This is a genomic window from Nocardia vinacea NBRC 16497 (genome assembly GCF_000308835.1).
In the GTDB taxonomy this organism is placed as follows: domain Bacteria; phylum Actinomycetota; class Actinomycetes; order Mycobacteriales; family Mycobacteriaceae; genus Nocardia; species Nocardia vinacea.
This window is the reverse complement of the sequence record NZ_BAGN01000390.1, coordinates 1-22,578: the sequence shown is the minus strand read 5'-3', so window position 1 is coordinate 22,578 and position 22,578 is coordinate 1. Positions and strand designations below refer to the sequence as shown.

Below are 22,578 nucleotides of genomic sequence, written 5' to 3'. Positions count from 1 at the left end.
AGGGTGTAGACACCGAACCGCGCTGGGGGCATGGCCGCGATCCCGGCGGGCAAGGAGATGAAGGTGCGTATGCCGGGCAGCAGCCGCCCCCAAAACACCGAAGAGGCGCCGCGGCGGACGAACCAATCCTGGGCTCGATCGATCTCTTCGGTGCGTAGCAGCACGAATTTGCCCCATCGATGCAGGGCCGGTCGGCCCCCGTAGCGTCCGGCCAGCCACGCCACATAGCTTCCGGCGACGTTGCCGAGGGTGCCTGCGGCGATGACGGCGATCAGGTTCGGATGCGCTCCCGCGACGGCTCCACCGGCGAGCGCGCCGCCGAGCAGCATGGTGACCTCGGAAGGGATGGGGATGCAGGCGGATTCGGCGAGCATGAGAACAAAGATCGCGGCCAATCCGTAGCTGAGGATGAATTGCTGCATTCGGAACGAACTTCTTTCGTGCGGGGCCGCCCTGAAGTCTGGGCAGGCGTGCGGGTCAGGGAATCCGATAGCGGCCGGTGAAGGTGCTTGCGTACGAGTCGCAGATCGCCTGGCGCACCGAGTCTGCGGGCCACGCGCTACCGGTGTACTGCTCGCGGATTTCTTCCGCGTGCTTGTTGATGACGCTTGCCCGCCAACCCGGGCACTGCTGGGGCAGCGCGTGAACCACATGCAGCAGCGATATCAATGCCAGCGTGCGATGGCGGGGCCGTTGTGCGTCCAGCAGTGCATGCTGAAGTGGTTGGCGCAGAGCGTTTTTGGTGTCGCGATCGATCGTCGGCCATACGGTGATCGGGATGAATCCGAGCAGGCGATCGGATTGCCGGAGTATTTGCCGACGCGAGCACAACCGGTCCAGAAGCGTCTTTCGCAGTCCTGGTTCGAGTTTGTGGATCGCCTGCTTGGGAGTCAGTGGGCGCTGCCGCAGCAATTCGACGGCGCGCACGAGCACCGGATCTGCCTGCCACGTACCAGATTCGCGCTCGTCGAGGACGAGGAGTCTGCCCGGGCGCATCGGGTCACCCGGCCCGGTTACCCGGGCGAGCGCAGAGAAACGGTCCGGCGCGGCCAAGTCGATGAGCAGGGCACCGGCGAGTGCGTGCGACAAACACTGTTTGTCCACGAGTGGTTCTCCGGTGTCGTCGTCGAGTAGTAGCCACAGCAGGTCTTCGGCGAGCAGTGTCACGGCCTGTCTCCAGCTGACTTCACCAACACCGCGGGCGTCCGGGTCAAGCGCATACGCCCACAATGGTTGCCGACCGCTGTGAGCACGCTGAGAAGCCGCCGGAGAGTGACAGACGGCGACCAGACAGCGCCGTTAGACGTCTGTGAGTGGTAGGTCGATGACGGCGATCGCGCCGGTGGGGGCGTTCTGATCGATGCGCACGGTGCCGTGGTGTGCGGTGATGATCTCGGCGACGATGGCAAGGCCGAGTCCGGATCCGCCGGTGCCGCGACCGCGGTCGTCTTGTGGGCGGTAGAAGCGGTCGAAGACGTGTGCGCGGTCGGGTTCGGCGATGCCGTGCCCGTCGTCGGCGATTTCGATGTGGGCGTGGCGGTCGTCGTGGCGGAGTCGGACGGTGATGGTGGTGGCGGCGTAGCGGGTGGCGTTGTCGAGCAGGTTGCGGATGGCGCGTGAGATCTGAGTGGGGTCGCCGGTGATGCGTGCGGGTTCGATGGTGAGGTCGATGGTGAGGGCGGTGGTGGTGCGGGTGCGAGTTACTTCGGCGGTGAGGACATCGTCGAGGTCGATATCGGTGCGACGCTGGGTGAGGGCGTTTTCGTCGGCGCGGGCGAGCAGTAGCAGGTCGTCGATCAGCTGGCGCATGCGTTGGGCCTCGGGCAGCACGGTGTCATCGAGCATGGCCGCGTCGAGGATCGCGGGCTCGGCGCGGCCCAGTTCGAGGGCGGCGGTGATCGTGGTCAGTGGGCTACGTAGTTCGTGGGAGGCATCGCTGATGAAGCGGCGTTGGGTGTTGTGACCGGCCTCGATCCGGGCGAGCATGTCGTTCATGGTCATTGCGAGGGCGGCGATTTCGTCGTTCTGTGGTGGCACGGGAACGCGGTCGGTGAGGTCGGCGCTGGTGATGGCGGCGACGCGGGTGCGGATGCGTTCGACCGACCGCAATGAGCGCCCGACCAGGGTGTAGGTGGCCAGTGCGGCGAGCGCGACGATGAACGGTGTGGCGAGAGCGACCAGGGCTGCGACCAGTTTGATGGTGCGTTCGACTTCTTCCTGGTTGGTGGCGACCACGATGGTGTAGCGGCCGCCGCGACCGTCGACGGTGGCCGCACTGACTCGGCCTTCGTCGGCGTGGGTGATTGTGGGCAGGTGGTGGGCGATGGTCCCTGGGGCCGGGCGATCGTCGGTGATCGGGCGGGCGGGGCTGTCGGTGGAGCTCTGTACGACGTGGCCGGTCCTATCGATGATCTGCACGATCGCGACCCGGTTGTCGGTTGCCAGGGCGCTTCGATCCAGGTCCGCAGGAGTGTCGAGGGCCAGCTGGGCGGTGATCTGGCGGATCCGGTCGGTGGCCGCGTCGTCGGAGGCCGTGACCAGCGATCGATACAGAACGTAGGTCAGTGACAGGGCTGCGATGGCGAGTGCCGCGGTGATGACGACCGTCACGATGAGCGCCGACCGAAACCGCAAGCCCCATCGGGTGGGATGTGCCAGCGTCCTGACCATTCGTGTTGCGGCGTCGACGAACCAGCGGTCGATCGACCGTGGTTTCGCACCGGATGGGGGTGGGTTCATCCTGTTCACCTTCGCGCGATTGCCCTCACTGACATCGAAACACCTTGCAGCGCAAGTGTTTCCTCGTCGCCGACGCGGTAGAACCGACACAGCGACCGAGCCTCGACGGCGCGGAACACCCTCATCGCCAGTACAGCGAATCACTGATCTGACGCCACGGATCGACATTATCGGCCCCCAGTGGCCCAGACAGGGTGAGCACGACTTCGTTTCCGGCACGCCAGAACTCGTAGCGCTGCACCGCCTCGGTGACGGTCTTACCGGTCACCGAACTCGGCGCGGAGGGCGCCTGATAGGTGACCAGCACGGCCGGACCCGCATGCCGCTGGACAGCAGCGACCGCTCCCGGTTCGTAACCGGCAGTATCGGCGGCGATCGCGGGTAACTCCTCGGCGTTCACACTGTCCACGGTCGGCGCGGTGGGGCGCGCCAGCAGTTGCATCCGAACGCTGTTGAACTTATCGGTGAACTCGGTGGCCGTGCCGAACTCGGCGCGTGTCCAACCCTGCGGAACAGAAACCGTGAACACGCCACCGGGCGGGGTGAACGGCACGAACACCTGGTTGCCGGGGATGTCGCCGACGGAGCCGATGTCACCGGAATTCCCTGGCATGCTTGCACATCCGGCGGTTAGCGCCATCGTGCTCGCAGCGACGGCGGCCAGTAGAACCACGGCTCGTCGAGTCGTGCGATCGTGCGATCGCCGCCGCGAGTTTCCGAACAGAGCTTTCGCGGTGATCATGACATCGGCACCACCTTCGAGGATTCGTTCACCGGCACGCGGTGCAGCCACGCCCACAGATAGGGCTGAAGGACGGCGCCGATCAGCACGACCGAACAGCCGAGCAGACCGCCACCGATCACGTCGGTGAGCCAATGCACCCCCAAATAAAGGCGGGTCGCCGCCATCATGGCCACGACAACAACCACGAGCAGCACAGCGGTTATCCGGCGCCACACCGCTGGTCGCGCACCGAGATAGGCCAGCAGCACCGAACCGGCGAGCGCGGCGGTGCCGGTCACATGACCGGACGGATAGGAGAAGTCGGTCTGGCTCATCAGCTGCACTACCGCCGGTGGGCGAGTACGCCCGACCACGACCTTACTGATCCTGCTGGCCGCCGACGCAACGGCCACCGTGCCCAGAATCAGCACCATCGGCACCGCGCACCGCAACCGCCAGACCAGCAAGCCCGCGAGAAGCAGTCCGATCACCGCGAGCCCCGCCGGGTCTCCCGCATGGGTGAAAGCACGCGCGGTGACGGTCCAGACCGGGGATCTGTGGGTGGTGAACCAGTCGAGCGTCGTGGAATCGGCGCCGGTCAGCCAGCCCGAACGTGACACCTGCACACTCAATTCGATAAACATCACGATCACCGCCGCGGCCCGGACCGCGCGCCGCGCGGTCACCTGCGCCAGGCGTTGCGCAGGGGTGAACCGATCGACGAGCAACGACGCCACGATCACCGCTATACCCACCACGACGGTCGACACCGCGATCTCCGCGGTCGCGGCCTCGGTGGAAACCTCGCTGATGGTCCGATCGATCAGATCGACGATGACGGGCACTGTCTCAGTCTGAGCGTGCAGTGCTGTGGAAACACTGAGAGCCCAGCGCTTCACGAACCAACGTTGAGGTGTAATGAAACAGCGGACAGATCAGGAAGGATGGCAGCGGTGCGGGTACTCGTGGTCGACGATGAAGTTCGATTGGCCGAGACCCTGCGGCGTGGGCTCTCGACGCAGGGGTTCGTCGTCGAGGTCGCACACGACGGAATCGATGGTCTGGAACTGGCCGCCACCGGCGATTTCGACGTGCTCGTGCTCGACATCATGCTGCCAGGCAAACACGGCTACCAGATCGTGCGGGAACTACGCGAACGCAAGATCTGGACGCCGGTGCTGATGCTCTCGGCCAAAGACGGCGAATACGACCAAGCCGACGCCTTCGACCTCGGCGCCGACGACTACCTCACCAAACCCTTCTCCTTCGTCATCCTCATCGCCCGGCTACGAGCCTTGGTACGCCGCGGCGCACCGCAAAGACCGGTGATCCTCACCGCCGGCAGCCTGTCGGTGGATCCCGCACGACGAAGCGTCACCCGCGCCGGACACGACATCATCCTCACCCCGCGTGAATACGGAGTGCTGGAATACCTGATACGCCACAAAGGGGACGTCGTCACCAAGAACGACATCCTGCGCGGCGTATGGGACACCAACTACGAAGGCTCCGACAACGTCGTCGAGGTATACATCGGGTACCTGCGTCGCAAACTCGACACCCCCTTCGAACCGGCCAGCATCGAAACCGTCCGCGGTGTCGGCTACCGCCTCCTCGATACCGACCAGCTCTAACCGCCCCCGACCTCGCCACCCGAACAACCTCCAACATAAAACACCCCGACCAACTGTGCGCCACTTCACACTTTCAGCGTGCTCTCAGCGGCGCTTCGGCAGACTTCGCGACCGGAAGGTGCCCGGGCACAGGAGAAAGAGAGCATCGATGGTCAAGCACGCCGCTCGGAGTCTGCTCGTCGACTACAAGCTCCCACAGGTCACGGTCATGTTCTGGGTACTCAAGATCGCCGCGACCACATTGGGGGAAACCGGCGGGGACCTATTGGCGCAAACCCTGAAACTCGGCTACGCCCCAGCGTCACTGCTGTTCCTCGCCGTCTTCGTGATCAGCCTGCTGACCCAGTTGCGGGCGCGCCGATTCCATCCCGCCCTCTACTGGACGGTGATCGCCGCGACCAGCACCGCAGGCACGACCATGTCCGACCTCATCAATCGCGGACCAGGCTCGGACACCTCCACCGACGGCGGACTCGGCTACGGCGCGGGCGCGATCATCCTCATCACCGGGTTGGTCATCGTATTCGCGATCTGGAAATACAGCGGCCAGACCTTCGACGTCGAAAACATCACCACCTTCCGCGGTGAACTGCTCTACTGGGCCGCGATCCTGCTGTCCAACACCCTCGGCACCTCACTCGGTGACTACCTGTCCGACAGCTCCGGACTGGGCTACTGGGGCAGCGCCGCGCTTATCGGCGCCATCATGGCCGTGATCCTGGCCGCCCACTACTTCACCAAAATCTCTGGCGTACTGCTGTTCTGGATGGCATTCGTGCTCACCCGCCCACTCGGGGCAACGATGGGCGACTGGCTTTCCAAACCACACACCAGCGGCGGATTGGCCCTCGGAACATATGGCACCTCCGCGGCACTGCTAGCGATCCTGATAATCGGAATCGCCTACAGCTACCAAAAGAAGAATCGTCGCACGCCTGGTACCGAACCCGAGACCACAATCGACGCCGACACAGCACCCACGGCCCGTGGGGCCACGACCACCGTGCGGAACTGAACCGGACCCACACCGACGGCCACCCGGTTGCACACCCTGCCGTCGACATCGACGATGCGCTCCGCTCGAGCAACACGGTGACCACCAGAATCCGCCGAGCGGGCAAGTACAGATAAATCGGTTGGCCACCAACGTCTCTGGGACCTCCGCGACTGCCGATCATGTGGTGTTCACCGAGCAGCACTGCGGCGGTCGAACACGAGGTCCCGGCCGGTGGATTCCCGGATCTGACGATTCCACAGAGGATGGGGTGCGTTCTCAGCGTCTCCTCAGCGACGTGCGAGCAATCTGTAGGCATAGTTCCCGCCAGTGCGAGGCCAGCGGCCATGGGTGGGTGCCGTACAGCTGCAGCACTCGGGGCGAGCAGAGTCCGAGGTGTTGCACCGGACTGTCAGCCATATGACGGGCGGCCGGTCTCACCCGGCCGTGTGCCTGCGGAGACGGAAGGCAGAAGAAAATCATGCGATACGGCACGGCATTGCGCGAGGAGATCGGCCGTCCGGGCGTGACCCCGTTGATCGGGATCTTCGACATGTACTCGGCCTCGATCGCCGCGCAGCATTTCGACGGCATGTTCGTGTCGGGTTTCGGGTTCGCTGCTTCCTACTACGGGCTGCCCGATATCGGATTCATCGCCTGGCCTGACATGGTCGGATTCGTGCAGCGGTTGCGCCTGGCGTTTCCGGACCGGCATTTGCTGGTCGACATCGACGATGGCTACGTCGATGCGGAGATCGCCTGCCATGTGGTCGAGCAGCTGGAAATGCTCGGCGCTTCGGGGGTGATATTGGAGGACCAACAACGTCCGCGCCGGTGCGGTCATGTGGCGGGTAAGCGAATCCTGCCGCTCGAGCAATATCTGGAGAAGCTGAACCTGGTGTTGCAGACGCGGACCGATCTGGTGGTGGTTGCGCGTACCGACGCCACCGACGAGGACGAGATCCTGCGCCGTGCGCAGGCATTGGCCGCTACCGATTCCGACGCGTTGTTGGTCGACGGTGTGCGCAGCGTGGAGTGGATCCGCACGGTCGGTGGCGTGATCGGCGCGAAACCGTTGTTGTTCAATCAGATCGCCGGCGGGCTCTCGCCGCGGTTGTCGTTGACCGAACTCGAGGCGCTCGGGGTCGATGCGGCGATCTACTCCACGCCGTGCCTGTTCGCGGCGCACGCGGCGATGACCGAGGAACTGATCAGGCTGCGCGCCGAGGACGGCCGACTGCCCGAGGTCGGTGACAACGATGTCGGGGTGGCCTCATCGATGGCGTTGCTGGAGGCCAACCTCTCCCGCCATCACCACCGGCGCCGCGACCACGTCGGCACGGTGACAGACCCGCAGCAGTGATGCGGGCGCGGCATATCGACTCGCCTGCCGCGTCACGGCGCCGGTGCCGGGCGGCGATCCGCTGGTCGAGTAGAAACGATTGCGCTGGCCTTGCCGACGGAATCTTGACGGGAACTCGCGGTCGGCCGCCGACGTCCTCGCCCATGCCGCACACTATGGACACTATCCGGCAGCAATGCACTCGAGCCGACCGAGGAGGGGTGTATTCATGACCAGGGATGCGGGCAGCCGGTCGAGGTGCTCACACCGCGGTCGGCTGGCTGTCGTGGTTGTTCTCGTACTGCTCGGCGGGAGTCTGTGGTGGGTGTCCACCGGTCACGGTGGCGGCCGGCACCAGCACCCTCTCGGCACGCCGCCACAGCCGATGCCCGTCCCGCCCAACCGGATCAGCCTGCAGGGCTGGAAGCTGACCATCCCGGAAAAGGACAAGAGCGGCCACGCCGCTGTTATCGAGCCCGCCGCCGTCGAGCCGCCGTGGCTCACCGAGAGTCCGGACGGCAGTCTCAGTTTCTGGGCGCCGGTTCGAGGCGCTACCACGCCGCATTCACAGCATGCCCGTACCGAGCTCGACAGCCTGAGCAACTTCTCCGCCGCGACCAGCGGCCCGCACACCCTGAAGGCCGCATCGGCGGTCCGCCAAGTGCCGACGGACACCCAGGACATCATTCTCGGCCAGATCCACGGGGCCGGTGCCATCAGCTCGGTGCCCTATGTGATGCTCCATTACCGGGCAGGCACCATCGAAGTGGTAGCCCGGCAGCAGCAGAGCGGCTCGCAGACACTGTCCTTCCCGCTGCTCAACGGGGTGCCGCTGAACCAGCGATTCAGCTTCACCATCAGCGACATAGGCAATGGCACCATGGTGTTCAGCGCGACCTATGGCACCCAGACAAAGCAAGCAATCGCGCAGGTACCACAGAACTTTCACGATGCGACGGTCCGGTTCCAGGTCGGCGACTACCAGCAGGCTCACGACTCCCCCGACACCGAAGACGGCGGCCGAGTCACCTTTTACCAGATCGATGAGTTGACCACCACACCGTGAAAGAACCTGCTGCGGCACTGCACCGACGGGGAATCGAATTGAGGTACGGCGGGTGGGGTATCAGCCGTGCAAGGTGAAGAACGCCGCGCTGCCGATGCCCGCGACCAGGCAGTAGACGGCGAACGGGGTCAGCTTCTTGGTCTCGAAGTACGAGGTGAGAAACATGACCGAGATATAGGACAGCACGCCAGCGACCACCGAGCCCGCCAGCGCCGGACCGAGAATGTCATGGTTCTCGGGCTTGAACAGTTCGGGCGTCTTCAGCACGCCGGCGGCGAGGATCACCGGGGTGGCCAGCAGGAAGGCGAAGCGGGCGGCGTCCTCGTGCCGCAGGCCCTTGAACAGGCCGGCCACGATGGTGCTGCCGGAGCGGCTGATGCCAGGGAAAAGCGCTGCGATCTGGGCGGATCCGATGAGCAGCGCGTCGGTGACGCCGAGTCGGGAAAGCCGCACATCGGAGGCGCGGTCCGGATCGGTGATGGGCAGCACGACAGTGTCTTGCATGGACAGGTCTGCGGGCCGGCCGGCCGGGGTCAGCATCTGCTCGCTCTTCGCGCGAGTGCGCAGCAGTTCGGCCGACAGCAGCACGAATCCGTTGACCGCCAGGAACACCGAGGTCGGTACCGGGGTGCCGAGATAGTTGCGGACGGCCTTCTCGAGCAGCAGTCCGGCCAAGCCGACCGGGATGGTGGCAATGACCAGCAGCACGCCCAATCTGGCTTCGGGCGTGCGGATTTCGCGCATGCGCACCGCGTCCCACAGGCCGGTGAGGATGCGCACCCAGTCCCGCCGGAAGAAGATGACCAGCGCCAGTGCGGTGGCTACGTGCATGGCCACCAGCAGCGCCAGGTATGGGGAGTCCTTGGCGGACATGTCGAGATCGGTACCCCACTGCCCGCCGATCCAGGCCGGCAACAGAATGCTGTGCCCGAGACTGGACACTGGGAACAGTTCGCTCACCCCTTGCAGTGCCCCGACGACGATCGATTCCAGATACGTGATGGCCATGCGCTTTCCTGTCGAGAGTCGAGCTGCTCGATTGGTGACTACCGGGTCGTCCTCAACGCCCCGGAGCTACAGTGCTGCGGTCCGGTAAGTTACCCGAGCGCAGCAAGCAACTTCGTGAGAGCCTGGGTTTCGGTTGCCAGGTCCGGGTTTCCGGCACGGACTGCCTTCAGGGCGCTGTCGATCTGGCCGTCGAGCACGCTCCACGCGGGCCCGTCCAAGGGCCGCAATGTTGCCTCGTCCCGGTCCCAGGCGGTTTCGAGGTCTTTGATCCGGGCCTTCGCTTCGTTCGGCTGACCGGCTCGCACCTTGGCCAGGGTGTCCTGCGTGATCGTGCGGAACTTGGCGATTTCCGTCGGCGGGAAATGCGCCGTTGTCTGCCCCGGCGTCAGCGTGGAAGTGACCGGCGCGGTAGCGGTTTCCTCTTCACCGGCCGAGGCGGTGTGTGGCTGAGCGGCCGCCCACACGAGCAAGGAGCCGGCGAAGGCCGCGACGATCGCGTAGTAGGCGAGCATGATTCGCTCACGTGCCGGGCTGGTGGTCGGGGTGAACGACTGCTGCGGATCGTCGATGACGTCGCTGCGGCTGCGGGTGAGATACACGACGGTCGCGAGGATAGCGGCCAGGAACAGCACACTGGTGAGTGCTGTACCCACACCGAGGCCGTGTTCATCGGTCGGGGACGCGAACCAGTCGCCGAGATTCGCCCCCAGCGGCCGGGTCAAGATGTAGGCCAGCCAGAACGACAACACCGCGTTCGCACCCAGTCGCCAGCCGAGGACGATCGCGGCGATCAGCCCGGCCGGCAGCAGCACCGAGGTGCCCGGTCCCCAGCCGGTCGCCGACAGCGTCCAGTCACCTGCCGCGGTACCGAGCGCGAAGGTGACCAAAACCGTGAGCCAGTAGAACAATTCACGCGGCAACGTCACGATGCTGTGGATCGACAGCGTCCGCTCGCGTGCGAACCACATTCCGAACACCCCTGCCAGGAGCACGGCGAAGACGCTGGTGCTCGCCGCGAGCGGAACCGAGAGATTGTCGGTGAGGATGTCGGTGTACAGGGTGCCGGTCACGCTGAGCACGACGACACTCAGCCAGTAGACGAACGGAACGTAGCGGTCCAGCCACAACTGCCAGCCCAGCACCCCGGCAAGCACCACCGTGAACAGCAGCGCCGTGAGGTTCAGACCGACACCCAGCGAGTTGTTGATCCAGTCGGCGAAGGTCTCCCCCACCGTGGTGCACAAGATCTTGATGACCCAGAACCACACCGTGACCTCGGGCACCTTGCTCAGCATGCGCCGAGTGGTGCCGACCTCGGACTTCGTCATCTCCGCCACAGCGGGTGACCGTACAGATCAGTCGCTGTGACGACGCTGAGAACTGCCGCCGCGCACCACAGTGTGGCGGCGGTGATGAGTCCGCGCACGCTCAGCCCGTCGCGCAGGATCACGCCCGTACCGAGGAAGCCGATACCTGAAACGATCTGTGCCGCGACGCGAGTAGCGTCGGCGCCGCTGAAGCCGTATGCGGACAGCAGCACGAACAGGGTGGATCCGGCGGCGGCGAGCGCGTTGGTTCGCAGGCCCGCCATACGTGCGCGGTACTGGCGCTCGAGCCCGATCACCGCGCCCAGGCCGACTCCCGCGCCCAGGCGCAGCAGTATCTCCCATATCGACATGACGAACTCCCGGTCACTTGGCGGCGACATTCGGGGCCGCAGGCCAGCTGGGTAGCAGTACGGCAGTCCGGTGCGCGAGTGGTTGTTCGGTGAACATTCGGTGAAACACCGTTTCGGTCGGTCGCCTTTTCTCTATATCGAATCCGCGGCATACCAATCGATTTGACTTGGTGGCCTCGGAGGCTCAATATTGGTCGGTCAGCACCTCGCTAGGCGAGGCTCCTGTACGAACAAAGGCCACTGATCCGACGACGTCGAGAGACGCCCAGGGTTAGGACAGATCGCCCCGGATTAAGGCGCGATCCGAAGTGGCTTTCCTGGGCTGCGAGTCCCGGAATACGTCGTGCAGTGCCGAAGCTCTGACGAGAGGGGTGCCTGTGTCATCGTCGGTGGTGATGCGGTTCTCCTCGCTCGGTGCGGCATCCTGTGTGATCGACGCGCACGTGTGTCCAGGCGGCAAGGAGGTGAGGGACGAATGAGTTCCGGCGATAGTCCGTATCCCAGTCCGGTTCGAAAACAATCGTTCCCAGTTTGCCGCTCCCTGAGTGCAATCCGATCCTGAAACGTTCGTCGGCGAATTCGGCGACCGGCTTATTTTCGCGCACCCTGAATAGGGCGGTCGCGGGTTGTATTTGCGCTATTCGGATAACGCCCCTAATTCGGTGCGGTGAACTGGACTGCCTTTAAGGATTTTGTCATGGCCATCCTCGGTTTTCCGCGTTCCCGCGCTCGGTTCATCGTGTTGCCGTTCCTCGGTGATTCGATGCGCGAGCTCCGTGCTCAGTACACCCTGACCGAGCAGGAGCGGGCGAACCTGCGCGCATCCTGCACGCGGGCCGCGGTGCACACCGCCGCTCTCGGTGCCCACACCTACCTCGCGTAGGGCCCTCCCGGTTCGGATCCGCGCCGGGACATCGGTTTCTCACGGGATCTGCGGCTGTTTCGCCGGAGCTCCCGTCCTGCTCAGCCATTAACGAGGAAAGTGGGGAAGGGCGATGGCCTTCTTCTCGAACGGCGGCGCACGCCGTGCCACCACCGTCTCCGCACCCGCCGGCGCGGCCCAGCCCGGCAGCGCGGTCATGGACAGCGCCCATGTCGGCGACATCGTCGGCGCGCTGGGCACCATCCGCCTCGACGACACCGCGCAGGGGCGTTCGCGCCGGCAGCGTTTCCGCATGCTGCTGGCAGTGATCGGTCCGGGCCTCATCGTGATGGTCGGCGACAACGACGCCGGCGGTGTCGCCACCTATGCACAGGCGGGCCAGAACTACGGGATGGCCCTGGTCTGGACACTGGTGCTGCTGATCCCGGTGCTTTATGTGAACCAGGAGATGGTGGTGCGGTTGGGTGCGGTCGCAGGGGTCGGACACGCCCGGTTGATCTTCGACCGGTTCGGCAAGTTTTGGGGCGCGTTCAGTGTGGGCGACCTGTTCATCGTGAACGCGCTGACCATCGTCACCGAATTCATCGGTGTCTCTATGGCATTGGGCTATTTCGGCCTGCCCAAGGCGATTTCGGTGCCGCTCGCCGCGGTGCTGCTGTTCGCCATGGTCGCGGGCGGATCGTTCCGGCGCTGGGAGCGGTTCCTGTTCGGGCTCATCGCGGTCAATATCGTCATGTTCCCGCTGGCATTCCTGGTGCACCCCAAGGGTTCCCAGATCGCGCACGGGTTCCTGCCGTCGTTTCCGGGCGGGCTGAACTCGACGCTGTTGTTGCTCATCGTGGCGATCGTCGGCACCACCGTCGCGCCGTGGCAGCTGTTCTTCCAGCAGTCCAATATCGTCGACAAGCGCATCACCCCGCGCTGGATCCGCTACGAACGCTATGACCTGATCGTGGGCATTGTGGTCGTGATGGCGGGCGCGATCGCCATCATGTGCGCAGCCGCCTTCGGGCTGGGCGGCAGCGCTGCCGCCGGCAATTTCACCGATGCCGGGGATGTCGCGCAGACGCTGCGCGATCACGCCGGACCGGCGGTGGGCGCGCTGTTCGCGATCGTGCTGCTGGACGCCTCGTTGATCGGCGCGAACGCCGTCGGTCTGGCCACCACCTACGCCCTCGGCGACACCCTCGGCAAGCGGCATTCGCTGCACTGGAAGATCAGCGAAGCGCCGGCCTTCTACGCCGGATACGCGCTGTTGCTGGCGCTGGCTGCGGCCGTATCCTTCAGTCCGGACCATGTGCTGGGCCTGCTGACTCAAGGCGTCCAAGCGCTGGCGGGTGTGTTGCTGCCGTCGGCGACGGTGTTCTTGGTGCTGCTGTGCAATGACAAGGCGGTGCTGGGACCGTGGGTGAACACGGTGCGGCAGAACATCATCGCGAGCGTCATCGTGTGGGCGCTGGTGCTGCTGTCGCTGGCGCTCACCGCGGCCACGTTTTTCCCGAACCTCACGACCGCGAATCTCGAGATCGGGTTCGGTTTCGGCGTGGGCGTCGGCCTGCTCGGCGGTGCTGGCATGCTGATCGCCTGGCAGCGTGCCCGGCGATGGGAAACCGAGTGCACCGCAAAGGAATTCGGCAACCTCGACCCCGACCAGGTAGCGGAGCTCGACGCGACCCCGTTGACCCGGGCCGAGCACAAGACGATCCTGCGGGCCGACCGCGACACCTGGCGAACCCCGGCGCTCGAGACTCTGCGGCGGCCGCAATTCTCGACCGCCCGCACGGTGGGCATGCTCGCGCTGCGCGGCTATCTGCTGCTCGCCGTCACCCTGGTGTGCGTCAAGATCGTCCAATCCATCGGCGGATAGCCCCGGCGAAACCGGTTGCGAGGGTGTCCCAATGGTTTTCGTGAAGGAGCCGGAGATTCCGAGACGTATGCTGCGTGGGATGAGGTTGGCGAGTAGGGATTGGGCCGTGGTAGCTGCGGTCTCGTGGAGCTGTGTGTTCGCGGCGGTGCACTTGTTTTGGGCTTTAGGTGGGTCTGTAGGGCTGGCGTCGTCAGCGGGCTCGGATTTGGCGGCTCGTCGTCCGCCGATGTTCGTTGCCGCCGGTTTGTGGGGTGTGGCTGTCGCGCTTGTGGCTGGTGCTGCGTTCGTTGGTGTGGCAGCAGCTGCGAGTATGCCGCGCCGGTGGCGCCGGGTTATGGCGTGGATGATCGGGCTTGCCGGGCTGGTGTTGCTGGCCCGTGGTGTCCTGGTCGAGGTCGCGCTGGCCGTGGATGCGGGCGGTGTCCGTCGCGAGGTCGGGCCGCACCAAACTTGGTGGAGCCTGGTGCTGTGGAATCCGTGGTTCATGCTCGGTGGTGTGTTGTTCATCGGGGCGGGTCTGGCTATTGCGAAGCGTTGTTCACAGCCGACTGGTCGTGCCGAGGCTGCGGCTGGTCTCGGATCTCGATAGGGCTGTTTGGTTTTGAGCATGGCGTAGAGGGTTTCCTACTCTCGTCGATGCTTTTTCGCAGTCGCGATCACCGTGCCGGCGCTGGCATGGCGCTGGGCCGGGCTCAATGCGGTGCTCGCCTTCTGGGCCGCCTATGTGGTCACCCGGCCCTTGGGTGCGTCGGTGACCGACTGGCTCGCTTCCGACCGAAACGACGGGCTGAACCTTGGCACCGGCTGGATCACCCTGGCCTCGGCCATTCCCGTGATCGTGCTCATAGCGGTGCTGGCGCGACGCGTCGCCGCAGTCCCCGAGATCATCACCGCCGGACCGGGGATACCGGAAGCCGCACTGGAAAGCTGACTATCCTCTCGGAGGATTCCTTCATCCGGAGCCGACCATGGACGAGCTGCACGGCAATGAGCGCGATCCACGTGCGCTGCAAAGGGTTTCGACACGCCTAGTCCTGGACGCCGGCCCGGCTACGCCTGATGATCTACCGCTGGCTGGAGCCGAGCCGCGATGCCGCCATCTGCTCTGGCCAGGCGAGGGAAATGCTGGTCGACCTCACCCGCATCCCTGCCCACGTCGACCCGCTTTCGTTCAGCACCTATTTGAATAGACCGATCGCGCGGGCGATGACAAGGGCGATCGTTATCAGCGACACCGCTGACTGCACCATCATGATCATCTTGGCGCGGATCGTGTATGGCATGACGTCGGTGGGGCTGAACGCCGTCGCGTTGGTGTAGGCGAGATACAGGTAATCGGGGAAACTCGGCACCCAGCCCAGCAGCGCGGGGTTCGGATCCTCCTGCTGTGGGAACACGAAATCGCGATGACAGATCGCAGCCTGGGACCCGAGCGGCCCACCGCGGTCGAGTTGCCAGTACCACAGGCCGAACACGATCACATTGGTTGCCCAAATCGCGGCGCCGGAGATCAGCAGAACGAACGCGTCTTCTTGCTGCCCATGCACGATCTGGGCGACGAGCCGGATGGCCGACCATCCGTTGGTCACTGTGATCATCGCGGTGAGCAGGACCATCATCCGGCGCAGCCACAGTGTCGGACGGGCCCGTCCACGCGGATCGGCGACCACCAAGCCAGCGAGCAACACGAGTTCGAGGCCCGGAACCAAGCGGTGCCCGGGCGCGAAACTGTTCGGCAGGCAGACTTGTAACGCGACAGCGGCCACGACCGCCGCGGCCACCGGCCATCGAGACTGCACGATCCGGGTCAACGCCGGTGAAGGTTCCTGCTCTTCGGCGATATCGAGCAGCCGCTCTGTTTTGCGCAGCTGTTCCTGCAACTGTCGCAGCGCCTGCCGCGCTGTCAAACCGCCAGGGTCGGCCGAGCCGGACCGTTCCGGTTTGTTCACCGATTACCTCCACTGACCGCTCGGCGTCGCTTCACACGCCGACATCATCGCCGAGAGCCGAACACCTCGCACCAAGCCCGCGATGAACTCCTGAATAAGGCCAGGTGTGGCAATCAATTCCGCATTCTCATTGCCACACCGATTGCGCTGGCCGACCGGGTGTCCATTTCCTCCAGCAGCGGCTCAACCGGCTTCTACGTTCATTCAGAACGCGAACACGTACCTGTTGGTGTTCTGTTCCACGCACCGGTTCGGGAAGGTGCGGTGGTAGGACACCGAAATGCCGTTCCAAATGCCCTCAGCAGCAACGGTTATCGGCTTGTAGATGAACGGACAGAACCGCATCGGCTCACCCTTGAGCTCACCGAAGTCCCCGCCCGCCGCCCAGAGTTCCTCGCATGCCCGAGCCGTCTGCGGATGAGTGCCCAGAGCTAGCGGAGAACAGATCAACAGTACGGTCCGCTGATCGGTGGCGGCGTCCAGCGACTCGCCGTCACCCACGGTCAACGTCAGCACCGACGGCGCGACCGCGTTATCCGCCCGCGCGGGCGACGGAACGGCGAACACCACGCCGAGGGCTGCCACAGCCCCGATGCCCGCACCCATCACCCGAAGACCGAGGGACATAGCGTGATACCTCCGCACTCGTTGGCTCTCGCCACACGATCGCCCAGGATGTGCCCGGCCGGGTACGAGGCAAGGTGATCGAACAGCGCGAAATACATTGGGCGGCTATGTTTTCGCCGAGACCGAACCCCGGGCGGCCACGGATCGCTGCCGTAGTCACTTGCGGCCGCGTAGTACGAGGAAGGCCATCCATGCGGCGCCGAGAACACCGAGCAGAGCCACGATACCGATACCCGACAGCAGCAGGTCCATGTTCTCGATTGTAGGTGTCGGCGAGCGTCTTCGGCGCGCTCAGGACTCCGCCGCTCAGTCGACACAGGGGATGTTGGATCCGATGCTGGTGGTGACGGGCTTGCCGGAGTCGGGTGCCCCATCGGCAGGTGTGGCGCCGGCACCGGTGGACGAGGCCGTGGGCGAGGCCGGGCCAGTCGCGGTGGTCGTGCTCGATGATGATGTGCCGGAACTCAATTCGTCGGGCAGGGTGAAGTCGCTGCCGATCACGATCTTGATATGGCCGGGGTCGAGGTTCTTGGACGCGGCTGTCGGTAGCCCGCCGAGTAGGTCCGCGGCCTGGGTGGCGTCGGTGTCGGCGCCGGTGCCGTAGTAGACGACCGAGCTGGAACCATCGGTGTAGGCCGCGTTGCCGATCGTGCCTTTCTGAAATCCTCTGTCGGCCAACGCTGTCGACACTTTGGCGGCCATACCCGTCGCGCCGCCCGCGTTGACGACGTCGACGGTGCTGGTGGGTGTGGTCGTGGGTGCGCTGGGCGCAGCGGCCTGCACACCGAACGCCGTGCGCACCGTCTTCTTGATGGCGGCCGGGTCGATGACGTTGACGTCTTGGCCGTCGACGGTCTGGTATCCCTGCACCGGCAGAGTTTGGAATTCGATCGGAATCGAACCGGCCTTGCCCATGGTCTGCGCGAAGTCGAGCACGTTCCAGCCTTGGGAGAGCACCACATCGTTTTGTGCGGCGTTGATCAGTTGCTGCATCTTGCCGATGTTGGTGAGTGTGCCGGAGTCCTTGAGTTGTTTGGCGACCGAGGTGAGAAACGCCTGCTGGCGGTGGGTGCGGTCGAGGTCGCCGTTGTCGAGTTCGTGGCGTTGCCGCACGAACGACAGCGCGTTGGCGGCATCGAGGTGCTGGGGTCCGGCCGGGAACACCGCGCCGGAGTAGTACTCGTCGTTGACGGCGTGGTTGAGACACACATCGACACCGCCGAGAATGTTGGCCAGGTCGTAGAAGCCGACGAGGGAGACCTCGGCGAACCGGTTGATCGGTACTCCGGTCAGTGCCTTCACGGTTTGCACGATGGATTCGCGCCCGGCCTCGCGGCCCTGGCGTTCCAGTTCGACCTTGTCTTTGACGCCCTGGTTGGCGAGCTTCTGCTCGACTGTCACCTTCTTCAGCCCGTAGGCTTCCTTGATCTTGGCGTGGTCGTAGCCGGGGATCCCGGTGACCGCGACGTAGTCGTCACGGGGGATGGAGAAGGCGGTGATCTTCTTCAGATCCTTCGGAATGTGTACCAGGATCAGCGAATTGGCGTTGTACCCGCCTTCGCTGCCGTCACCGGCGTGCAACTGGTCCATGACGTCTTTGGGTAGGTCGTTGCCGTTGCGGTCTTTGCGGGTGTCCAGTCCGATGAGCAGGATGTTCATATCGCCGTCGAGCGCGGCGGCGTCTTCGGCGCTGATTGCGTTGGAGTGGGTGAAGCCCTGGTCCAGGCTTTTTTCGGTGTAGTAGGCGAATCCGGTGCCCGAGACGACGACCACAGCGGTGGCGGCCACGGCAAGCCGGACGACGGTCCGTGCGATCCGGGCCTGCCACGACGGGGGCTTCGGAACCTGGGCGCGGCGGGTGCGTCGATTGGGCTGCACCACGGGCCAATGCCCTTCGGTGGGGCGCTCGGCGATATCGGATGCCTTCGCGCGCGGGCTCCGGGCACCACCCGAACCCACTGCCTTGGCACCGGCCACCGTTCGCGCGTTTGCCTGCCCAGCGCGTGGGTCACGGGTGCTGGATTTCTCGTGCTCGGCACGTGACCGGCCGATCTCACCACGGTCTACCGCACGGTCCGAACGCCGGGCGCCTGCGACGTGGGCGGATATCTCGCGAACCCCCTCGGCAGGGATGTCCGGGCGCGCGTGCCGAGCATGACGACCACCAGACCGGGGAACCACGACCGGAATCGGTTCGGTTTCGTCACTCATACGCCGTCAAGCCTCACAACACTGTGCCGTGCGGAAACCGCCGACACGCTTCACCAGGTTGAACCATCCTGCACGACGTCTGCGTCACGAGCACATCCACAGCCACCACACCCCGCACGGCGCGACGGGACGAACCGTGAAGTTCAGCCGCGACGACATCGATCCCGCAACTGGGGATCGTCCTGCCACCACAGTTTCGGCGGGCCGGGCTGGTCGCCGGCGGCGGGGGTGACCTGGCCGGTGGCTTCGGCGGCGTCGAGGACGAGATCGACCTCCACGGCCGCGGCCTGTTCGTCGATGGCGAAGGCGCGCATGACCGCCAATAAGAATGGCACGCCGAGGATATCGCCGAGCACCCAGAGGATGCCTGCGCCGATGATCTGATCGGTAGTGCGGCTCGGACCCCACACCCGGCCGAGATCGGTGTAGTACTGCGCGGCGATCGCCGGGCCCAGCCAGAGCACGATCCCGAGCAACCCGTCGCCCAGTGTCTCGGCGACGCTGATCACCATCGAGATCATCTGCGGATACCTGCGCGGCACCGGGTCGGCCTGCAGTCGCGAGTAGAAGTAGAGGAAGCCCACCCCCACCAGCACCAACTGGGTGATCTGGTCGACCGCTGGGTGCTGGAGTACGGCGGGATACCACGCGGTCAGATACAGCAGCCACGGCGTGGCCAGCATGAGCACCGACGTGATGACCGGATGGGTCAGTACCCGCGCGGACCGGCTCGCCAGTACACGGTCGATGCGGGCTCGGCCGATATCGCCGAGCGCCGCACGCGCCACCGTGACCGGTCGGCCCGACGCCAGACCGAACGGGACAACAAACAGCAGCAGTACCACCTGCAATGCCCGGACCCAGAACAACGTGTCGGCATAGACCCCGACAAAGCTGCCGGTCGCGAGGAACCACAGCACCACGGCGGCCAAGCTGAATATTCGCCGACTCGACTCCACCGCCACACCGGCGCGTGCCGCCCGCCGATGCCCGCGCAGGTAGCCGTAGGCGCCCGCACCGACGATCGCGAGCGTGACGACATCGAGTCGCCATGAAGTGACAGCAGTGGCGAGGGTGAGCGGGGTATCGACCGGAGACACCTGCCCCAGTGTGCCCGGCCCGAGCGTGCTCCACCCCGACGCACCTGTGATCCGTGCCGCGAATGGTTAGAGGTAAGAGCCGATTCGGTCGAAGGGCTCGCCGGGGGATGCGAGCAACAGCGCGGGACGAACATCGAGTTATAGCGTCGAGGAATGATGGATCCCTATGGGTTCCAAGCGGGAAACATGCTCGGGGTCCCGATCGACGAGTTCGGAAAGCCCATCGGCGGGCCGATCGAGCATCCACGCGCTTCGACTGCCCTGATTCTGGGCATGCTCGGACTGGCCTGCTGCGGCATCTGCGCACCGATGGCCTGGGCGATGAGCCAACAAGCCCTCATCGACATCAACCGATCCGGCGGCGCCATCAGCGGCCGCACGCAAGTTATGGTCGGACTCGTCCTCGGAATCGTCGGCACAGCCGCGATGATCGTCCAAGCAGTGGTGTTCATACTGATACTCATCGGCGGCCACGCCTGATAAATGCGTTGGATAACAACTGATTATGCAGGTTCCGACGAGTTCGGAGTCGAGTCGATGCTCGGTCAACAGAAAGTCCACGTCTTCGATGCTGGCTGTCAGCGAGTACCTGTGGTGGACTTGCCAATTCGACGGTCCAATCACCGGGCTCGTGCCAGGGCAAAGATGACCGTGGTGAACACCGCCCCGCCGAATCTCGCTCTGGTAGTACACGATTCGTACCGCAACCGATCCGAAGCGAGTTGGTTCGGATGGACCGCGCGTCAATGTTGTTCGGTGCCACCGCGGGCGGTCGGACGCGGTCGGTTGTTTCTCGTAGAGTTGGTAGCAGAGTGCAATTTGACAGGCGAAGGGGCCGGACGTGTCCGCGACACTGGTGAAGGGCCAGAACGGCCCATTGACTGTCACCGATGTGGTGGTCGCCGTGCAGGTCGCCGCACCGGCGGAGGTATCGGCTTTGCTGGTCACCGAGACGGGCAAGGTCCGCTCGGACACGGATTTCGTGTTCTTCAACCAGCCGACCGGTCCCGGTGTTCGTTTGCAACCGACGGCGCCCGGCCAACCCGCTGTACTCGAGGTGTCATTGCATCGGGTGCCCGCCGATATCGCACAAATCCGGGCGGTGATCACCCTCGATGACACCAGCAGTCAGTTCGGGCGGATCGCCGCACCGTCGGCGGTCGTCTCCGATACCAGTGGTAACCGGTTGTACGAGTACCGGATCGAGGGTCTCACTACCGAGTCCATCGTGATCGCCCTTGAGTTGTACCGACGCCAGGCCGGTTGGAAGGTCCGCGCGGTCGGGCAAGGCTATGCGGGTGGATTCGCCGCCCTGGTCACCGACCACGGCGTGACCGTCAACGACCCACCCCGGCCGACCGCCGCACACACCCCACCACCGCACGCCTACCCCGCACAGCCGGCGCCGAGCTACCCGCCGCCAACCGCTGATCCGGTGGATACCAGTCGGCCGCCGCAGTATCCGCCCGCGGCGTCCTACCCGGCCTCACCCGGTTATCGGCCCCAGGGTGGTTATCCCCCGGCACCGGGTCCGGTCTCTGCGGGTCCGGGCCAGGGCTATCGGCCATCGCCCGCTCCGCATGCGACACCGGCACCGGGTGAGGTGAGTCTGTCCAAGAACCGTCCAGTGAGCCTGGCGAAGGGGCAGCGGGTCACGCTCCGCAAGGACGGTGGTGTCGCGCTGACCTATATCCGGATGGGTCTGGGCTGGGATCCGGTCAAGAAGGGCGGCTTGTTCGGCGGCCGCACGATCGCGATCGATCTCGACGCATGGGTGGCGATGTTCGCCGAGGCGCATTTGGTTGATGTCGCCTACTACGGTCAACTCACTTCCAAGGACGGATCCATCCGCCACCAAGGCGACAACCTCACTGGTGAAGGCGTGGGCGACGACGAAGTGATTCTGGTCGACCTCACCCGAGTCCCGGCCCACATCACCACCCTGCTGTTCGTCGTCACCTCCTACCAAGGCCAAACCTTCGAACAAGTCCGCAACGCGTTCTGCCGCCTGGTGGACACCACCACCGACACCGAACTCGCCCGATACTCACTCACAGGTGGCATGGCATTCACCGCGATCGCGATGGCCAAGGTCTTCCGCGTCGGCGGGGACTGGAAACTGCAGGCACTCGGCGAAGGCTTCCAAGCCAAACACCCCGGTGAAGCGGTGCCGCAGCTGGGTCGGTTCGTCACCGCCCGATGACCAGCAGGCGGTGACAGCCCGTCGATAACACTGCCGCTCCCACGAACGGCCAGAAATTCTGCATCGACTGCTGGCACCAGAGTTTGTGGCACCGTGGCGATACGAAAGCCTTGCGGCGCAACCAATGACAACGGCCGCAGCTACGATCTCACCGGCGGCGCTCGCAGTACCCACCTCGAACAGTTGCGCGACGAATCACATGGGTCGGAAACCCTCTCATACCGTCGTGGACCTCGCCGACGAGATACCCGATCGCTGGTGTGCCATGCCCGCCGAAGGTCAGCTCGCAGGTCGCGGACGCCTTCAAACCCGTCTTGTGCTCGAGGTTGGTCACGAAAACACCGTTGCGGTTACCGATCTCACCGGTCTGCGGATCGAACCGATACTTCGGCACCAAACTCCCAGGCAGCTCCGGGTCCGCGACGGCCAGCAGCTTGGGCAGGGCGGTGGGGCTGCTGGACAGGCGATGTCGGAGTAGAACTGCCTCAGCACAGCCTCGTACTCGGGGGAACCGCTCGTCGGACGAACCATCCTGGCGCACATCGACATTCGC

The 22,578-nt window shown here is 64.9% G+C and carries 21 protein-coding genes, 2 pseudogenes and 1 riboswitch; of the genes and pseudogenes, 10 read left to right on the top strand and 13 right to left on the bottom strand.

Going from position 1 to position 22,578, the window contains the following annotated elements:
- From ON44_RS36295 to ON44_RS36275, 5 genes are all read right to left on the bottom strand, one after another.
- On the bottom strand, nt 1-422 hold a 422-nt coding region (locus tag ON44_RS36295), incomplete at its 3' end, for a DedA family protein (protein WP_040698981.1).
- Between the two features lie 55 nt (nt 423-477).
- On the bottom strand, nt 478-1,167 hold the full coding sequence (locus ON44_RS36290; RefSeq protein ID WP_051182823.1) for a GOLPH3/VPS74 family protein: 690 nt from the start codon (nt 1,165-1,167) through the stop codon (nt 478-480).
- A gap of 132 nt (nt 1,168-1,299) precedes the next feature.
- Entirely contained in the window at nt 1,300-2,739 is a 1,440-nt protein-coding gene (locus tag ON44_RS36285; protein ID WP_245567482.1) for a sensor histidine kinase, read from the bottom strand.
- Between the two features lie 121 nt (nt 2,740-2,860).
- Nucleotides 2,861-3,352, bottom strand: coding sequence for a hypothetical protein (locus ON44_RS36280; RefSeq protein WP_245567481.1), 492 nt, complete (start codon nt 3,350-3,352; stop codon nt 2,861-2,863).
- A 125-nt stretch (nt 3,353-3,477) separates the two neighbouring features.
- A complete protein-coding gene (locus ON44_RS36275; RefSeq protein ID WP_051182822.1) occupies nt 3,478-4,308 on the bottom strand; it encodes a phosphatase PAP2 family protein in 831 nt (276 codons plus the stop codon).
- A gap of 108 nt (nt 4,309-4,416) precedes the next feature.
- On the opposite strand from ON44_RS36275, the gene ON44_RS36270 reads away from it, so the two are divergent.
- From ON44_RS36270 to ON44_RS36255, 4 genes are all read left to right on the top strand, one after another.
- Complete coding sequence (locus tag ON44_RS36270) at nt 4,417-5,097, top strand: response regulator transcription factor (RefSeq protein ID WP_040698992.1); 681 nt, start codon at nt 4,417-4,419, stop codon at nt 5,095-5,097.
- Between the two features lie 148 nt (nt 5,098-5,245).
- Nucleotides 5,246-6,112 (top strand): COG4705 family protein, encoded by an 867-nt coding sequence (locus ON44_RS36265; protein ID WP_051182821.1) that lies wholly within the window; start codon nt 5,246-5,248, stop codon nt 6,110-6,112.
- A gap of 460 nt (nt 6,113-6,572) precedes the next feature.
- Entirely contained in the window at nt 6,573-7,454 is an 882-nt protein-coding gene (locus ON44_RS36260) for an isocitrate lyase/PEP mutase family protein (RefSeq protein ID WP_040698979.1), read from the top strand.
- A gap of 265 nt (nt 7,455-7,719) precedes the next feature.
- Nucleotides 7,720-8,499: a polysaccharide lyase family 7 protein gene (locus ON44_RS36255; protein ID WP_040698978.1), complete on the top strand. Its 780-nt coding sequence runs from the start codon at nt 7,720-7,722 to the stop codon at nt 8,497-8,499.
- 60 nt (nt 8,500-8,559) lie between these two features.
- Here the strand turns inward: ON44_RS36255 and ON44_RS36250 are convergent, their stop codons facing one another.
- The 3 genes and pseudogenes from ON44_RS36250 to ON44_RS36240 all read right to left on the bottom strand — a co-directional run.
- Nucleotides 8,560-9,507, bottom strand: a complete 948-nt coding sequence (locus tag ON44_RS36250; RefSeq protein WP_083898355.1) for an undecaprenyl-diphosphate phosphatase — start codon at nt 9,505-9,507, stop codon at nt 8,560-8,562.
- Between the two features lie 89 nt (nt 9,508-9,596).
- The gene (locus tag ON44_RS36245) at nt 9,597-10,835 is read right to left on the bottom strand and encodes a COG4705 family protein (protein WP_051182825.1); all 1,239 of its coding nucleotides are present in this window, start codon (nt 10,833-10,835) and stop codon (nt 9,597-9,599) included.
- 23 nt (nt 10,836-10,858) lie between these two features.
- Nucleotides 10,859-11,185 (bottom strand): annotated as a pseudogene (locus tag ON44_RS36240) (MgtC/SapB family protein); the annotation flags it as partial.
- 198 nt (nt 11,186-11,383) lie between these two features.
- Nucleotides 11,384-11,563, top strand: a riboswitch (M-box (ykoK) riboswitch).
- Nucleotides 11,564-11,882: 319 nt separating this feature from the next.
- Here ON44_RS36240 and ON44_RS36235 point away from each other — a divergent pair.
- The 4 genes from ON44_RS36235 (at nt 11,883) to ON44_RS36220 (ending at nt 14,866) form a co-directional block, all read left to right on the top strand.
- Entirely contained in the window at nt 11,883-12,068 is a 186-nt protein-coding gene (locus ON44_RS36235; RefSeq protein ID WP_040698975.1) for a hypothetical protein, read from the top strand.
- 112 nt (nt 12,069-12,180) lie between these two features.
- A complete protein-coding gene (locus tag ON44_RS36230; RefSeq protein WP_040698974.1) occupies nt 12,181-13,935 on the top strand; it encodes an NRAMP family divalent metal transporter in 1,755 nt (584 codons plus the stop codon).
- Nucleotides 13,936-13,966: 31 nt separating this feature from the next.
- On the top strand, nt 13,967-14,524 hold the full coding sequence (locus tag ON44_RS47870) for a DUF3995 domain-containing protein (protein WP_063721689.1): 558 nt from the start codon (nt 13,967-13,969) through the stop codon (nt 14,522-14,524).
- A gap of 72 nt (nt 14,525-14,596) precedes the next feature.
- Complete coding sequence (locus ON44_RS36220; RefSeq protein ID WP_051182819.1) at nt 14,597-14,866, top strand: COG4705 family protein; 270 nt, start codon at nt 14,597-14,599, stop codon at nt 14,864-14,866.
- Between the two features lie 247 nt (nt 14,867-15,113).
- On the opposite strand, the gene ON44_RS36215 is transcribed toward ON44_RS36220, so the two are convergent.
- From ON44_RS36215 to ON44_RS36200, 4 genes are all read right to left on the bottom strand, one after another.
- Nucleotides 15,114-15,884: a hypothetical protein gene (locus tag ON44_RS36215; RefSeq protein ID WP_218007716.1), complete on the bottom strand. Its 771-nt coding sequence runs from the start codon at nt 15,882-15,884 to the stop codon at nt 15,114-15,116.
- Nucleotides 15,885-16,088: 204 nt separating this feature from the next.
- Nucleotides 16,089-16,511, bottom strand: coding sequence for a subtilase-type protease inhibitor (locus ON44_RS36210; protein WP_040698973.1), 423 nt, complete (start codon nt 16,509-16,511; stop codon nt 16,089-16,091).
- Between the two features lie 306 nt (nt 16,512-16,817).
- Nucleotides 16,818-18,722, bottom strand: coding sequence for an LCP family protein (locus tag ON44_RS36205; RefSeq protein WP_051182817.1), 1,905 nt, complete (start codon nt 18,720-18,722; stop codon nt 16,818-16,820).
- Between the two features lie 143 nt (nt 18,723-18,865).
- Complete coding sequence (locus ON44_RS36200) at nt 18,866-19,822, bottom strand: cytochrome c oxidase assembly protein (protein WP_040698972.1); 957 nt, start codon at nt 19,820-19,822, stop codon at nt 18,866-18,868.
- 153 nt (nt 19,823-19,975) lie between these two features.
- Between ON44_RS36200 and ON44_RS36195 the strand changes: the two genes are divergently transcribed.
- Together ON44_RS36195 and ON44_RS36190 are read left to right on the top strand one after the other, a co-directional pair.
- The gene (locus ON44_RS36195) at nt 19,976-20,302 is read left to right on the top strand and encodes a DUF4190 domain-containing protein (RefSeq protein ID WP_245567480.1); all 327 of its coding nucleotides are present in this window, start codon (nt 19,976-19,978) and stop codon (nt 20,300-20,302) included.
- 361 nt (nt 20,303-20,663) lie between these two features.
- Nucleotides 20,664-22,025 carry a TerD family protein gene (locus ON44_RS36190; RefSeq protein ID WP_040698971.1) on the top strand — a complete coding sequence of 454 codons (1,362 nt, stop codon included), beginning with the start codon at nt 20,664-20,666 and terminating at the stop codon, nt 22,023-22,025.
- A gap of 148 nt (nt 22,026-22,173) precedes the next feature.
- Here ON44_RS36190 and ON44_RS52155 read toward each other — a convergent pair.
- A pseudogene (locus tag ON44_RS52155) lies at nt 22,174-22,578 on the bottom strand (hypothetical protein); the annotation flags it as partial.

Bases quoted from the DNA above. Each gene is read 5' to 3' on its own strand.
- ON44_RS36285 (WP_245567482.1), bottom strand. From the start codon at position 2,739: ATGAACCCACCCCCATCCGGTGCGAAACCACGGTCGATCGACCGCTGG.
- ON44_RS36280 (WP_245567481.1), bottom strand. From the start codon at position 3,352: ATGCCAGGGAATTCCGGTGACATCGGCTCCGTCGGCGACATCCCCGGC.
- ON44_RS36265 (WP_051182821.1), top strand. From the start codon at position 5,246: ATGGTCAAGCACGCCGCTCGGAGTCTGCTCGTCGACTACAAGCTCCCA.
- ON44_RS36260 (WP_040698979.1), top strand. From the start codon at position 6,573: ATGCGATACGGCACGGCATTGCGCGAGGAGATCGGCCGTCCGGGCGTG.
- ON44_RS36250 (WP_083898355.1), bottom strand. From the start codon at position 9,507: ATGGCCATCACGTATCTGGAATCGATCGTCGTCGGGGCACTGCAAGGG.
- ON44_RS36245 (WP_051182825.1), bottom strand. From the start codon at position 10,835: ATGACGAAGTCCGAGGTCGGCACCACTCGGCGCATGCTGAGCAAGGTG.
- ON44_RS36235 (WP_040698975.1), top strand. From the start codon at position 11,883: ATGGCCATCCTCGGTTTTCCGCGTTCCCGCGCTCGGTTCATCGTGTTG.
- ON44_RS36230 (WP_040698974.1), top strand. From the start codon at position 12,181: ATGGCCTTCTTCTCGAACGGCGGCGCACGCCGTGCCACCACCGTCTCC.
- ON44_RS47870 (WP_063721689.1), top strand. From the start codon at position 13,967: ATGGTTTTCGTGAAGGAGCCGGAGATTCCGAGACGTATGCTGCGTGGG.
- ON44_RS36210 (WP_040698973.1), bottom strand. From the start codon at position 16,511: ATGTCCCTCGGTCTTCGGGTGATGGGTGCGGGCATCGGGGCTGTGGCA.
- ON44_RS36205 (WP_051182817.1), bottom strand. From the start codon at position 18,722: ATGAGTGACGAAACCGAACCGATTCCGGTCGTGGTTCCCCGGTCTGGT.
- ON44_RS36195 (WP_245567480.1), top strand. From the start codon at position 19,976: ATGATGGATCCCTATGGGTTCCAAGCGGGAAACATGCTCGGGGTCCCG.